The sequence below is a fragment of the Okeania sp. SIO2B3 genome (assembly GCF_010672525.1).
Lineage (GTDB): Bacteria > Cyanobacteriota > Cyanobacteriia > Cyanobacteriales > Microcoleaceae > Okeania.
The window spans coordinates 43752-58813 of sequence record NZ_JAAHGH010000041.1 but is presented as its reverse complement, the minus strand read 5'-3'; the positions used below and the strand labels follow the sequence as shown (position 1 = coordinate 58813).

General features: G+C 41.1%; 14 protein-coding genes and 1 pseudogene. 6 read left to right on the top strand and 9 right to left on the bottom strand.

What is annotated here, in order from left to right; genetic code table 11:
- Positions 1-132: 132 nt before the first annotated feature.
- The 3 genes and pseudogenes from F6K15_RS22620 to F6K15_RS22610 form a co-directional block, all read left to right on the top strand.
- Entirely contained in the window at positions 133-414 is a 282-nt protein-coding gene (locus F6K15_RS22620; protein ID WP_293064623.1) for a zinc ribbon domain-containing protein, read from the top strand.
- An 80-nt stretch (positions 415-494) separates the two neighbouring features.
- Positions 495-1568, top strand: coding sequence for a reverse transcriptase/maturase family protein (locus F6K15_RS22615; protein WP_293064612.1), 1074 nt, complete (start codon positions 495-497; stop codon positions 1566-1568).
- A gap of 1316 nt (positions 1569-2884) precedes the next feature.
- Positions 2885-3280, top strand: a pseudogene (locus F6K15_RS22610) (dihydropteroate synthase); the annotation flags it as partial.
- A 215-nt stretch (positions 3281-3495) separates the two neighbouring features.
- Here F6K15_RS22610 and F6K15_RS22605 read toward each other — a convergent pair.
- A complete protein-coding gene (locus tag F6K15_RS22605) occupies positions 3496-3891 on the bottom strand; it encodes a heme-binding protein (protein ID WP_293064609.1) in 396 nt (131 codons plus the stop codon).
- Between the two features lie 510 nt (positions 3892-4401).
- Here F6K15_RS22605 and F6K15_RS22600 point away from each other — a divergent pair.
- Entirely contained in the window at positions 4402-5568 is a 1167-nt protein-coding gene (locus F6K15_RS22600) for a hypothetical protein (RefSeq protein ID WP_293064607.1), read from the top strand.
- Positions 5569-6006: 438 nt separating this feature from the next.
- On the opposite strand, the gene moaB is transcribed toward F6K15_RS22600, so the two are convergent.
- From moaB to F6K15_RS38540, 3 genes are all read right to left on the bottom strand, one after another.
- Positions 6007-6525: a molybdenum cofactor biosynthesis protein B gene (gene moaB, locus F6K15_RS22595; protein ID WP_293064604.1), complete on the bottom strand. Its 519-nt coding sequence runs from the start codon at positions 6523-6525 to the stop codon at positions 6007-6009.
- Positions 6526-6548: 23 nt separating this feature from the next.
- The gene (locus F6K15_RS22590; RefSeq protein ID WP_293064601.1) at positions 6549-7103 is read right to left on the bottom strand and encodes a Uma2 family endonuclease; all 555 of its coding nucleotides are present in this window, start codon (positions 7101-7103) and stop codon (positions 6549-6551) included.
- A 167-nt stretch (positions 7104-7270) separates the two neighbouring features.
- The gene (locus F6K15_RS38540; RefSeq protein WP_363268503.1) at positions 7271-7399 is read right to left on the bottom strand and encodes a hypothetical protein; all 129 of its coding nucleotides are present in this window, start codon (positions 7397-7399) and stop codon (positions 7271-7273) included.
- Between the two features lie 369 nt (positions 7400-7768).
- On the opposite strand from F6K15_RS38540, the gene F6K15_RS22580 reads away from it, so the two are divergent.
- Positions 7769-8089, top strand: a complete 321-nt coding sequence (locus F6K15_RS22580) for a hypothetical protein (RefSeq protein WP_293064599.1) — start codon at positions 7769-7771, stop codon at positions 8087-8089.
- Positions 8090-8364: 275 nt separating this feature from the next.
- Here the strand turns inward: F6K15_RS22580 and coaBC are convergent, their stop codons facing one another.
- The 5 genes from coaBC to F6K15_RS22555 all read right to left on the bottom strand — a co-directional run bounded on the left by coaBC (position 8365) and on the right by F6K15_RS22555 (position 13676).
- Positions 8365-9573: a bifunctional phosphopantothenoylcysteine decarboxylase/phosphopantothenate--cysteine ligase CoaBC gene (gene coaBC / locus F6K15_RS22575; RefSeq protein ID WP_293064596.1), complete on the bottom strand. Its 1209-nt coding sequence runs from the start codon at positions 9571-9573 to the stop codon at positions 8365-8367.
- A 304-nt stretch (positions 9574-9877) separates the two neighbouring features.
- Positions 9878-10090, bottom strand: a complete 213-nt coding sequence (locus F6K15_RS22570; protein WP_124145794.1) for a DUF2555 domain-containing protein — start codon at positions 10088-10090, stop codon at positions 9878-9880.
- Positions 10091-10178: 88 nt separating this feature from the next.
- Positions 10179-10796, bottom strand: coding sequence for an alpha/beta hydrolase (locus tag F6K15_RS22565; RefSeq protein WP_293064592.1), 618 nt, complete (start codon positions 10794-10796; stop codon positions 10179-10181).
- A gap of 338 nt (positions 10797-11134) precedes the next feature.
- Positions 11135-11671: a hypothetical protein gene (locus F6K15_RS22560; RefSeq protein WP_293064590.1), complete on the bottom strand. Its 537-nt coding sequence runs from the start codon at positions 11669-11671 to the stop codon at positions 11135-11137.
- A gap of 268 nt (positions 11672-11939) precedes the next feature.
- Entirely contained in the window at positions 11940-13676 is a 1737-nt protein-coding gene (locus tag F6K15_RS22555; protein ID WP_293064587.1) for an iron uptake porin, read from the bottom strand.
- Positions 13677-14146: 470 nt separating this feature from the next.
- On the opposite strand from F6K15_RS22555, the gene F6K15_RS22550 reads away from it, so the two are divergent.
- The coding region (locus F6K15_RS22550; RefSeq protein WP_293064584.1) for a DUF4347 domain-containing protein at positions 14147-15062 on the top strand (916 nt) is incomplete at its 3' end.

The window sequence follows — 15062 nt, the reverse complement described above, 5'->3', positions numbered from 1 at the left end:
TTGTTTTAGAGGACTTGAATGTTTCTGGTATGGTAAAAAACCGTAACCCACCCCCATCCCCTCCCGGGAGGGGAGCAAGAGGGGTGGGTATCCGATTTAGGATGGAGACAATTCAGAACATTCCTAGATGGAATTGCTGAAAAATATGGTCGTGATTTTAGAGTAATTAATCGTTGGGATCCCACATCCCAAGTTTGTTCAAATTGTGGCTTTAAAGGTGGGAAGCTAGACCTTCAGGTGCGAGAATGGGAGTGTCTCAATTGTGGTGCAAAACATGATAGAGACGAGAACGCAGCAATAAATATATTAGTCGCGGGCGGGCAGTCCGAGACATTAAACGGACGTGGAGGCAAGCGCAAGACTACCGCCAAGGCAGCAGCAGCCAATGAAAGGTCAACCCACCGAGGAGCTTAGGCTCGGTAGGAAACCCCGTGCCTAAAGGCCGGGGAGGATGTCAACAATATATCGCGACAGAGCTTACAACTATTACATCCATGTCCACTCTAATCGAAAAAATAGCCTCCGACGAAGCGATCGATACTGCTTATCAATGGTTGTGTAAACAACGCCTACATTATCATCCGAATGCCGATGTCTGGCAGCTCAGACGATGGTGGCACGAGAAAAAGCCCATCCTCCAGGCGCAAATTCTTTCGGGGAATTTTCAATTTCGGGAGTTGCGCTTGATTCGAGGTGAAGAGAAATCAATAGAATGGTGGTCGTCTTTGGATGCTTTGGTGTTAAAAGCGATGACTATTGTTTTGACCGAACACTTGAAACCTGTCCTTTCACCTCGATGTTTTCACTTAGCCGGGAATGGTGGGTTGAAGGGGGCGGTGCGAGAGGTTGCTGCTAATGTTGAGGAGCATCCATTTGTGTTTCGCACTGATGTTAAGGGGTATTATGCCAGCATCAATCATGGAATTTTGATGGATATTGTGGGGAAATACGTCCAGGATGATGCTGTTTTACGTTTGTTATGGGGTTATTTGCGTCGCTTTGTTTCGGATGGGGGTGAATATATTGATATTACCCAGGGGATATCTTTGGGGTGTCCCTTATCTCCCCTGATGGGGGCTTTGTTTTTGAAGCCTTTGGACGACCGCATGGCTCCCCTCCTGGGAGGGGTGGGGGTGGGTATGGGCTGCTTTTACGTCCGGTATATGGATGACTGGGTGATTCTGGCTCCGACACGGTGGAAGTTGCGGAAGGCCATCAAGGTAGTGAATGAGGTGATGGCTGATTTGCAAGTTGAAAAGCACCCAGACAAAACTTTCATCGGGCGCGTTTCCTCGGGTTTTGAGTTTCTCGGCTATTGGTTTACCCCATCGGGTTTATGTGTAGCTCAGAAGACGCTGGATAGAATGAAGGCGAAGGTAGCCCAGCTTTATGAGCTAGGTGCGTCAGATCAGCGCATTGGTGACTATCTTCGCAGGTGGGTGAGTTGGGTTAGGGGTGGTTTATTGGGAGTTGAGTTGGGGTTTGGTGGGGTTGAATGGTTAGGGATGCCATATCGGGTAGTTTCGGTGTGTTTACTACCCAATTTTCAGTACTCCCCCGCGGGTTGAACTCTACCTTCCCATTGGTCAGACCTTCTCACTCTCTTCCGGACTTCTCAAGACGTCACGGTCAGCTTTCCTGTTTTTGGTTGCGGCCGGGTTCATGCCACTCCTTCCTCCGTATCCGCAAACTCGCTTGCTACATGATCTACTTGAAAATTACTGACCACTGCGTCATTCGCACCCCACTGTACAAAAGGCGTTTTACTTGCTTAGGAAATCGTCCATCATCGAAATCTGCCGCTACCACACCAGCCGGGAGCGATTCGGACTCGGGCTCGACCTGCGTTCCATCCAGGGGTAGGTCCACCAGCTCCCACTTCGATTCAACCGCACCCTCGGCTGGCGTCTTCGTCTCTACCAGTTTTCGCACATCCACGATGAGCAAACAGGAGCATGGGTGATCGAACGAAGCTGATTACTCCTGCCCCAAGTCCCATCACGCCACTTCCACCCATTTCGCCACGTTCCCAAGAACACCAGTGACATCTTTTTTCGGGTCCATTTCTTCCTAGGCATGCCTTGCCTCCTTTACCTTTACAAAAAACTTCTTTACCTCTACCACACCCGTCGCGGTGAATGCTCTCGCTCGGCTGGGGCATTTTGGGCCGTATCCAGGCGCAGGTTCCACACACGGACAACTATTTTCAATCTTCACATCCCATTCAAGGCACATTCAATTCCGCACTTTTTTCCTATCTCCCACCACCCTCACGCCCTCATGCTACATCCTCCAGTGGATAATTTGAGTCTAAGATTCCGTAGGCGCCCGTTAGGTGAACGGCGAGGCCTGAGCACGGGCGTTGTGTCGTCCCTGGTTGGCATTACCATTATGCTCAGCTTCCTGAACAAGCCACTTGCCTGGAACCAAGGTTCGCGGGTCATAGAAGGTGTCATCACCGCCTCCCTAAATGGCTCGTTCCTCATTGGATTAGCCTAAACCAATGAGCCGGATAATTTTCAGGTGACTCAAGGCCAACCAGGCAGAACCCAGGCCCACGCGAGCTGATAGGGCGACAGAGACACGCACATCACAGTAACCGCGAGCGGAAAACAGTGGAAACTCTCACTCAACGTCCAAGAAATATGACATATCCTAAACATATCTGAATTCCTCCTGCTAGTCAAGAATAGCGGAACTTTCACATTGTGAGAGTCGTACAACCTAAGCACAGCCTTTCATTCAACCGCCACACGAAAAAAACCCCCCACCATCCAGCTGCCTTTTCGTATTTTGTTGGCTCCGCAAACATCTCGGCGACTGGCGTTTACGGAGTTGTGCGCTCTTCTAAACGGGAGAACGCAGTATAACCACCCAAGGGAAGTTAATCGTTGGCCTGGTTTTAAACGCGAGAGGTAATGAAAAAGTCCACGAGCTGTTGAATGAAGATGATTGGGATGGGTAATAGGCGATCGCTAAACCCCAAGTCCAAGAAGGCGCACAAATGCTGGACGTAAACGTAGATTACGTCGGGCGTGATGGAGAGAGGGATATGCGAGTACTCGTATCACGACTGGTGACATATACGACTCTTCCACTGATGCTTGACTCCACCGAATGGACAAAAATGGAAGCCGGTCTCTAGGTCGCCGGGGGCCAATGTGTGCTCAATACCTCCTATTATAAAGATGGGGAGGAGCGATTTTTTACAGTCCTGCAATTGGCAAAAGAAAATATTGTAGGAGTTGTCATCGGCTGTATCGATGAAGAGGGAATGGCTCTTATGAATAATTATCCCAAGATTGATCAACTAGAATCCGTCCAAAATCCGCTCCTTTTTGAGCTGTCTACAACCAAAACCTTGTACTTTTTCAATACCGAAAAAAGCTACAACCAATATCAGTCAATGCGCGCGATCTTTAATCAGCAAATCCTAAATAGACAACTCCCAAGCCAGAACTTACCATCACCCATCTCAAATGATCATCTCCATAATTAAAATAGGGCCGCTCCAGCTTCAGCTACGGCATGGTCTTGCTCTCCCGACCCCCCACTAACCCCAATTGCCCCCACTACTTGTCCCTCACTGTAAAGGGGTATTCCCCCAGCAAAAATCATAATTTGGCCATTGTTAGAGGCATGAATCCCAAAAAATTGTCCTCCTGATTGACTCTGTTCGGCTAAATCTTTCGTGGCCAGATTGAACGCCCGCGAAGTATACGCTTTTTTAATAGATATATCGATACTTCCGATCCAAGCTCCATCCATTCGTACATGAGCTACCAGATTTCCTCCCCCATCCACTACTGCGATATTCATGGGTTGACCAATTTCGAGTGCTTTTTTTTCAGCAGCACTTATTACTCTTCTGGCATCTTCTAATGTAACCATTAATCCCTCCATTGGACTTGACCTTAGATATCTGCTAATTTAGCTGATTGGGTAAACATATACAGGACTTACGCAGAGACTCTATATATAGTGAGGGCGAATGCCATTCGCCCCTACAGATGGTGCTTAAAAGGTCGATTTGCGTAAGTCCTGATATTGAGACTTTAAGTAGACTAGCAAATTACAGGCTATTAGACAATACAATTTTTTGTACTCCAAGTTTCAGTCAATCTCGCCATCAATATAGCCCAATTTCAGTCTAAGCTAGGTGTAACTTTTTCTTTGAACTCAGAAAATATCAGATCTGGTAATGTTTATTTAGTTTATAGAATGAAAAATAAATGCAAAGTCATGCACACAACAGCAATTGATTTTATACAGCGTTTTACAGGAAAAGATTTCAGCAATCGAAATATACTCGAAGAGTTTTCAGATCAAGTCATATTCTCTAGTTGGTTAAAAAAACAATATCCTAATACGTCACAAGAAATATACAATGCCATGCTGTTAGTGGCACGACCATATTTTGAGTATAAAGATACGCCCGTATACATTGTATCATTGGTCGATACACTTTTTATTACCGGGCGTAGTGACTCTAGCATCAGCTTTATCCGACCTAGTACTTTAGGCACTCAAAAACAAATGATACTTGATGTACCACATGCCGGAACCTTACCACCTTCTTGTGTTGATGGGCTATTATCTGATGACGTAATTGCTGATGAATCTCTATGCTCTAGCAATCCTTACACAATTTGGAATCAAGCAGATGTTGGGGTTTTGGAGGTATCTGGAAGTATTTGGGAAAATCATCAAAATTTTGTCTGTGGTTCGGCAGTATTGACAAATTTAATTATCAGCAATGGCAATCGCGCCCCAGCAAAAGAAGGTAGAACTAATCAGGTCTACAATACACACACTTATCGTGGGACTCCTCTATACAAAGATATTTCTCAGCCTACGGTCGAAACAAAACTAGGGTTAAAAAAGAATCATGATTTGAGTATTGCTGTAGCTGGAGCATGTCGTGCTGCTGCATATATGACAAATCCGAATTATCCTATTATCTGTTTAGAACCACATAGTTATTCAGCATTTTCCCATGAAATACTCGATGCGTTATTTTCACCAAAACTAGATGGTATGAACTTAACTAAATTTGCACCGCACAATGGTGGTACAGATACCAAAGCACTACTAGATTATCTGCGCAATACCTATGACTTGAAATCGTATCAAGAGTTAGTTAGACCATTGGTGTCAGTCCTAGATGTCTCAAGTCCTGACGAGCCAGAAAAATACAGTACTGTTAATCGAACTCAAATGGAAGCTTTTGTCGATCCCTTTATCAGCATGATACGGGAGACTTCTAACAGACTACCCATTAATATTGATAATTGGGAAAAATCGCGTCCTGATGTTTATGGTGCTACCAATACCATCCTGAAAAGGTTAGAAGAAGTGATAAAAAAAGCCAATTATTATCTTGACATTAATGATGACAACCTAATATCAAAAACCATAAATACGGTGACAATTGAATATAATAGGGCACTAGTAACATCCAACGAAACCTCTAACATCCACACCAGTGAACAAGATTTTTACGAGCGTTGTCAATTGCTCGGTGCGGCATTTGTAGCTGGCATCAAGAATATGCAAAATCTGTTTTAAGGGATTAGTCAAGAATTATGATACACGGGGTTAAAACCCACGTTCCCAAGGGGCTGTGGGGAAAATCGAATTCGCCCCCTTGTAAGCCCCGCTCCACTGCGATCGCTTAAAACGGGATGGCTTTCTCTAGCTCACAGTTTTTTGACATACTCCCGACGTTGCCCTTACGGGATCCATAGGGATTCTTCAGTCTGGGAAACCCTGACAGCTGTTTAGACAGAGGTGATGTCCTCCCCCTGTGTTGACATTGATAATAACAAAATGCTCCTAGCTTGTCAAGGGCATATGAACGTTTAGCTGATGAAGGTGTCCGAATCCTGGCCCTGGCTTTCCCATACGACGCTCCCCTCCCCCCTTTCCAAGGGGGGTTAGGGGGGATGGAGAGCAAGGGACTTCCCGCCAGGAAAGTTAAGTAACAAAGCGATCGCCTAATCATTTCTAAGTTTCAGTCAATCTCGGTATCAATTGAGCCAAATTACAAGGACGATTACGAGAATCTAGTTGCTCTTTGATAATACTCCATCCTGTTTGACAAGCACCACTAGAACCAGGTAAACAAAAGATATAAGTACCGTTAGCTACGCCAGCCAAAGTTCGAGACTGAATGGTAGAGGTTTTAATTTCTTGATAGGAAATCATCCGAAATATCTCACCAAACCCTTCAATTTCTTTGTCTAAGAGTGGTTTAATGGCTTCTGGTGTACCATCTCTTCCTGTCACTCCCGTACCACCAGTAGTCAAAATTACTTGGACAGATAATGATGCAACCCATCTAGATACTACAGCACGAATTTGGTAAATGTTATCGGGAACAATAGTTTTTTCTGCTAATAAATGACCTGTTGTAGTTAAATTATCCACTAATATTTTACCCGATTTATCATCAGCTTCGGTTCTTGTATCAGAAACTGTTAGGACGGCGATTTTTAAGGGTAGTAAAGATTCGTTTTGGTTCATTTTTGTTATTTTTTAATTAAGCTTTAACGGAAATAATTTTCTACTTCTAAAACACTTTTACCAAAACAACTATTAACAATTGTTGTCACGCGATCGCTATTTAAGTTAGGCAGAGAATTGCTGATTGTTAATTCTAAATATCCTGAATCACCATAAACAAAGAATCTAACTTTATTGTTTTCCCATAGCCAAACTTCAGGAATTTTTAAGTATTGATATTTAGTTAAATCGTCGATACTCCCTGATGTTAGATTTATTTCTACTGCCAAATCTGGCTTGTCTTTGTCTCTTTCAAAACAGTAAGCTACATCAGGTTCTTTCCCTTCTTTTCCTTCTTCTTTAAGAGTAGTTTGATTGAAAGGAAACAGTGCAAGGTTGTTTTGACGACAGTAAGCCCAAATAATTGCTCTAATATAATCACCAATTAATTCATGGTTACGTCCTGGGGACACGATAGTAATAACTCCATTGCGAAATGAGACTCGTTTACTGGGCAAATCTAAACTAATATATTCAGCCCAAGTTGTATTAGTAATTGTGCTAATTCGATCGCTTTTTTGTGTTCCAATAGTTAACATTTTTACTTAGGGGATATAGTTATTTCGTTACTAATCTAGAATATCAGACTAAAAAATCATTCATATTAGCCTTATTAGCGGTCTTAAATCTTTGTGCCATCGCTAAATGTGGCAAAGGTTTTGATACCTAAATCTATACCTACTGAATTATCAGTTTGAGGCAAGATTTATGGTTGTATTTCTACTACAAAACTTAAGGAATATCTATTAGCTGAATCTTTAATTACTGTTACTGATGATGGAGCTGTAGGTAACTCTCTTGACCATAGTATTTTCAGCTCTCCAATCTTAGCCAAATAAACTTTGTGTTGACCAACTTTAAATCCTCCCTTTGTAAACCTAGCAGTTTGCGCGTGACTTTCTACTTTTAAATTTAGGAGGTTTAGCAGGTCTACCTTTTCTCTTGCCTTTTGTCGAACTGAAAAAGTTTTGTAGGGGCGTTAACGATAGTTATGGGCAAGCTTTCGGCCGTTCGCCCCTACGGTTTAAATCATTCAAAGATTGCTGCAATGGTTACGATACTTAAATCTAGCTTTCATAATTTGACTCTTAAGCTAATATTTAGGATAACATATTTATTGACATAAAATCAACTAAAAAGTCGCCCGCTTATGTGCGAGGCTTTAAACCCAATTTTCTGGTAAATACTTGAAGATTACACCTGTATGTTAGAATTAACTACTATCAAACAAACAGCCCTCGATTATCTCTTGTCCAATCTGGAAGTATTTCCAGAACATCATCACTTGTTTGAGGTTGTAGGTGCAACCTGTTTTGATAATAATGAGTGGATGATTAATATTAGTATTGTCGGTTTAATAGGTAAATATTGGAATGTTTTTGTCGATGGCAACACGGGAAAAATTTTACCAGACTGCGAGTTTAATACAGATTGCCAAGACTTGAATGAACCCCATCAATATTCCCATCTGCCCGACTATTTAAATCAACTGCTCGATCGCCTGACTGCAAAAGTTTCTAGATAAATTAAAACCTGTTTTATATGCGATAATGATTGTCAAAATTACAAAATTTAGCTAATTAGTAGCTTTGTAAAAACAGATTGAAGTGCGGAATGAAAGCTATAAAAAAATATTCTATTATCAAAATAATATGGGTCTAAAACCCCGCCTTTTAAGGCGCAATATTTTTGGAGCGGGGCTTAAACCCCCGTTACAAAAATAACTTCTGACTTCTGACTTCTGACTTCTGACTTCGTTAAAGCGCCATTGCCAAATCTTTCTCGATCTCCCCATCTCCCCTACTTCCCCACTCCGCTCTCCAAGACAAAACTCCACAAACTATGAGCCATCTCTAACTTACTACAAGACGGAATATCTTGCCGACGACCTTCAGCATCCAGAAAAATTCCTTGATTTGTATCACTACCAAAACCAGCTTCCTCCCGGTCAATAGGGTTAGCAACAATAGCATCTAAATTTTTCACCTGCAACTTCTCCAACGCAGGTGCAACAATATCTCCAGTCTGTGCCGCAAACCCAATCAAATATTGTTGGCGCTGCTTTAACCGTCCTAACTCCGCCACAATATCCGGTACAGGTGTCAAAGGTAATAAATCTGGTAGCGATCGCTTTGGCAACTTCTCACTACTATACTCAGCAGGTTTAACATCTGCAACTGCTGCACTCATCACAACAATATCTGCTTCACCAAAATTAGATAACATTGCTTGTCGCATCTGAGCAGCACTCACCACCTCCACAGTTTTTATCCCTGATAACAGCAACTCTCCCAAAATACTATGCACCAAAGTAACACTTGCTCCCCGATGCAATGCCGCCTTAGCCAAAGCTATACCCATCTTACCCGTAGAAGGGTTGCCAATATATCTCACAGGGTCTAAATGCTCTCTCGTTCCACCCGCACTAATTAATATTTTCTTACCTGCTAAATCTCTTTTACCTGCTGTATATAACAAAGATTTTATATTTGTGACTATTTCCGTTGGTTCCGCCATTCGGCCTTGACCAATGCGATCGCAAGCTAATATTCCCATACTTGGGCTTATACCATAAAATCTTTTTTCAGTCAATATTTGTTGCCAATTTCGCTGTACCGTCTGTTGTTCCCACATATCAGTATTCATTGCCGGAGATAATAAAATTGGGCAACTAGAAGCCAGCACTGTATTAGTTAACAAATTATCTGCTAAACCGTATACTAATTTGGCCAAAGTATTTGCTGTGAGAGGAGCAATGACTATTATTTCTGCCCATTCTCCCAACTGAATATGCAATGGACGTCCGTGAGTAGACTGCCAAAAATCTCGATCTGTATAAGCTGGATAACGACAGAGAGTAGATAAAGTCAGAGGTGTAATGAACTGTTGAGCAGAATCTGTCAAAATTGCTCGCACCTCAATACCAGATTTTACGAGAGTAGAAACTACTTCACAAATTTTATAAGCTGCTATACCACCACAAATACTGATTAAAACTCTTCTAGCCATAATATTTTTTTTGTAGGGAACAGGGAACAGGGAACAGGGAATAGATTTTCACTGCCAATGATTACGAAACATGATTTTGTATAGTGGCTATTACTTCTGTTCCTATAGACATCTGTTCAACAATTAATTATTAATTATTAATTATTTCTCCCTCTTCCCTATTTGAAAAATAAATAAATAAATAAGAGTGTTGGGTAAAAACTATCCAAGCTAAAAAATACCTTGGTTATTTTTTTTCTAAACCAACACTCTCAAATTTGATAAAATGATGAAATTACTAATTTATGCGTTCCCCATACTTCCCTCAAGCCTCATCACAAGGCTCTAAATCTAATAAATGGATATAAGGATCGATTAACTCTGGACGTTGAAAGGCGATCGCTCGTAGCAGGTGCCAATCACTCAACCCGTCAAAAGGATTTTGATAATCATCTTCCTCCAAACGTAAAGCCAACTTAGCTACATCCTGTGCAGTTAAATTAGCAACCTCGTGTAAAGAACGGGCTATAGTTTGCATCAAAACCGACCTCCCTGAAATGGCATCTGCTGAAAGCATCAATTAAAACGGAGTGTTATTCACACTTCCATTTAATATAATAGTCTTTCTAAGCTTTTGCCATAGTATCTATAACAAAACTTCGCATTAACTTCACAATTTCTGGGATAATCTCATGTCCCATATTAAATTCTTGGTATTGTATATTTGCCCCCAGATTTGTGAAAGTATCGCGCGTTCGTCTCCCTTCTTGAATAGGTAAAACTGGGTCTTGTGTACCATGTGTAACTAGAACAGGTGGTAATTTTTCTGTTGATGGTTGAAGTTGAGAATGTAGATATCCACTTAAAATCATTAAACCTGCTATTGGCAGAGTTACTCCTACATCCATAGCCATCGCCCCACCTTGAGAAAAGCCACATAGAATAGTTTTAGATAAAGGTATCCCCGTTTTACTTTCTAGAGAAATTAGCCAATCAATTAATACTTGGCGACTTTCAGGCAGACCTTTGAATTCTAAATTCTCTAAGTCATACCACATTTTTCCTCCTGGAACTTGAGGATGAGGTAATGGAGCATCTGGAAATTCAAACCAATAACCAGGCAAATTCAACTGTGTTGCTAAAGGTGTTAAATCATTACAGTTAGCTCCCCAGCCATGTAAGAGAACAAGTAAACCACTAGGTTCTAAATTAGGTGAGATGGTAATTGAACTTAATTGGGTCATTTCAGTTATCAGTTATATTAAGAAGGAAGAAGGAAGAGAGGGGAAGGAAGAGGGAGGAAGGCTGAAAAATCTGATTAATATCATGTCCGGTAGCATCGGTCTTGTATAGACAAGGTAAGGAAGAAGGAAGAAGCTTTAAGAAAAGGAAAAATTTTACTTATATGGCGGTAGATATTTCCCCAACTTTTACACGGGACTATACCAACGAACATGATATAATTCGTATAAAAAAATGTTCCAACCGATGCGCCATTGCCAAATCTTTCTCGAACTCCCCACATTCCCCTCCTGGGAGGGGGAGGGGCGAGGGGTGGGTCCCCATCTCTCCACACTCCATATTACCTCGGCGGTAAGTTTTGAAAAATACCTCTACCTCCACCTCCAGTCATAGGAGTTATAGGTGTAGGTGATACGCGATCGCCAGAGCCACCACCAGCAGGTTGAGAACCTCTCATCATTCCACCGCGAGGGGAAGATTCAACTCCACGAGAGGGGTTAGAAAATTCTGCATCAGATGATACATTTGATACATTTGGAGACATGGTAAAATCAGAACCCGGTGCAGTACCGCCACCCATGGGGTCTCCTGTACCACCCACAGCATCATTTAAAAAAGTATTAGAAAAGTTGGTGAAATCTTGTTTTCTTTCTTCTTCAAAAAACGGTACCTTTATTCTACGTTGTTTTGCTGGTTCCCTAGAATTTTCTTCTTGAGCGTAAGCTACAGATATTAAGCCCAGGGAAAAAGAAGAAAAAAGAAGGAAACATATCAATTTATTAATTGAATTTATTCCCAAATATTTTGCTCTTTTTTGTTGCATCTTTACTCTTGTTTGTTCTCTATTTCTTACTGTTATCAAAAAGTTATTATTCATAGATAAATATAGTTGTTCTAATTTTTTTTTGTTAATTTTACTTATCTTTTTAATTTGGGTTGAGTGCCCCACCATCTAAAGGATATTGATAATTGCTTGGGGCTTGATATCATGTCCGGTAGCATTATTAGTGTATAACATAAAGTTACAACTGGAAAAACCCTTCTACCCTCTGCCTTCTGCCTTCCTTCCTAATTATTCAAGCGGACATGACATGAGTCCCCATCCACTTCTTCCTTCTTCCTTCTTCCTTCTTCCTTCTTGAAGGTCAAAAGCGGAAAGTTGTCCGTAAAACTCCTATAACAATTGTTTCATTATCTTCATTATGTTCTGGATTAGTCACTACAAAAACTCCGGGAGTAATTGTGATATAATCGTTAACTTTATATCGATAAAAAGTTTCAATATGATAAGAAGTATCCTCATCTTCTTCAATGCCATTATCTCCATCAACTAATTTTAACGGTTTACCAAATAAAACAGCAAATAAATCTCCTTGACGACCAAAAGGGTCAGACATACCGACAGAAAATAAATAAGTATTAGAGGTAGCATGAGCATCAGAATTAATATAATTTGTAAATACCCATCCTCCCCAAGCACCTAGAGTTATTTTCTCCCAAACTCGCCATTGCACTGTACCACCCACAGCATTAATATTAGCAGGTAGACCTAACCCTCCAGAAGTATCAGCATTTAAGCTGCCAGTAAAAGTATCCAAATAACCGTCTTCTGAATAAGCATTAATATAAGTCACACCAGTCAATACATTATCAAATGGAACAGTTAAAAATTGGACTCCCACCGCACTGTGACCAGCATCAGTAATACCACCTTGGCCTGTAGGACCATTGCCAGGGTTTTCGCTATCCCGCGTACCGTAGGCAACTTGCAAACGTACTTTATCAGTAACTAACCAGTCAAAACCCAAACCAGAATCTAATCTACCTATCTTAAATATGGGACTAGAGTCAGTAAACCGGGAAATAGACCCACGACCTGCATCAAAATAAGGGGAGTTAGCTGTGAGGACACTATTTAAGCTGAAGTTGACAGGACGGAAAGTGAATACCACGCGATCGCCAAAAGCGGGAAAACGATATTCCAACTTAAATATCTGAAATTCATCATCTGTATTTGTTTGATAAGATAAAATTGCCATATCTGTATTAAATGACTGGCTACCTGCAAAACCAGTACTACTGAAATTTGCCGCACCCAACTCTATTCGTAGACGGTCTTTACCTGTAAAGGTTGTAGCTGTTTGCAGTCGTACTAGATAATTAAAAATTGTGTTGTTGTCTCCGTCTCCACGTCCACCAAAAGCATTGACGACATCCTCGCCACCGAAACCATTGGTTAAGCCAAATATTACTTCTCCGCCAAATATTGTCGTAGTGCCATTAAACCTGTTTGCTTCTAATTCTGCGGTGCGAGCTTCAAGTACATCTATTCGACCACGGAGGGTAGCTAACTCTGGGGCAAATTCTTCGACTAAACGTTGAACGGAAGCCATATCCTCGCGGCTCGCTAAGTCTACTGTAGACTGATCAATTAATTCTGTCATTCTATCTAAGCACGCATTTAACCCAGCAGCAAATTCGTATCGTGTCATAGCTCGGTTGCCTTTGTAAGTGCCATCTGGATATCCTGCAATACAACCGTAACGTTCTACTAATGATTGTAATGCTTGAAACGCCCAGTCTGTAGGTTGAATATCTGAGAGTTGGGATACGGAGGTTACTTGGTCTAGTTCTGAAAGGTCGTCATATTCATCTGATGCTTGTGCTAATTGTAGGGTGTTTTTTCTAACTGTTGAAGAAACAGAATGGGAGTTATTTAAACTTTGTAATATTGGTGGTGATAGTAAATGGGGAAAAGACTTGTCTTGAGGTTTAACTTTTGTTGAATTTATTTGTGTTAATCCAGTTGCAGATTTTCCCCATGTTAAAGGAAGTCCTAAAATAAATATTGAGATTAAAGATAATAAAAATTTACTTCCCACTTTATTTTGTCCTCATCTTATCGGTATTTTTATTTAAATTGGAGTACTTTAGTGTCAGTACATAATAATTTAAGACGTTTATATCATTAATATCTTTTTCCAGCAACCGTAGGGGCGAATGGCATTCGCCCTAGCTAATACCATTCATTTCTCAAAAACTTTTTAATCCGTATCTTGAGCAAGGAAGTAGGGGAGTGGGGGAGAAATAAAATTTAATATTATTTTTATTGCCGTTGTGTTAGTTATTTATATATTATAAAATTCACAAATCAAAAAAAACTAAGCAGTATAAATACTGGTATCAAGAGGTTGTGGTCATAACAATTAATAGCGAATTAGCTTTTCTGAATATCGCCAATTTATTTGATGCAGCCTTTAAACCCGGTCTTTCGCACGCAAGTTATACAAAATTTACTATCCAATTGGTCAGGAAAAATCCTCAGAGAAAAACAGATTAACAAATATTTACCATGAACTTTTTAACCCCAAATTACAACCAAGAAATTCTCGATAAAAAGTTAACAATTGAAGAAGGAGTCAGGAGTCAGGAGCCAGGAGTCAGGAGAATGGGGTCGATGGGGTGTCTCACCCCACCAACTGCATTTGCACCGTGCAGAAGGTGGGGTATTAAATCCATAAGGGATAAAGATAACAGACATTGTGTGAGAATTTGGCCACCTGGTATGGGAATGTTGGTAATTATTGACCCTACGGTAGAAAATTATCAAATGTTAGCATCAGGGGTTTTGCCAGGAGCAAAAGTTATCATTCTGAACTCGGAAGAAGATGAGGTCAGGCAAATAACTAGAGCTATTTTGGATTATCCAGTTAATAGTCTGCATATTGTTTGTCACGGTTCTCCTGGTAGTTTGCAGTTGGGTAACATCAAGTTCAGTTTCTCCAACTTAGGCGAATATGGAGCAGAGTTTAAAAGGTGGGGTGAGGTCATTGGAACTGGTGGGATATTTTTGTATGGTTGCGAGATAGCTGCGGGAAATATTGGTAAAGCTTTTGTGGTCAGGTTCCATGAGTTGACAGGGGTAGGTGTTGCTGCTGCTATCGATCGTGTTGGTTGTGCAGAGTTAGGTGGTAGTTGGGAACTTGGGGTTAAAGTTGGGGAAGTGGGAAATAGTTTGGCGTTTGAGCAAGAGGTTTTGGTAAGTTATCCGGGAGTTTTGCAAGAAGATTTGCTCTTTGCTTCTCAACTCAACAACCCACCAGTAGCAGGAGATGATAATGTCAGTACTGCGGAAAATACCCCAGTCACATTTCCATTTCTGAGCAATGATACTGACCCTGATGGGGACATCGTACTCATTGATAGCTTTGATCTTAGCAGTACCAATGGAGGTAGTGTTTCTCTCAATAATGATGGCACGTTTACTT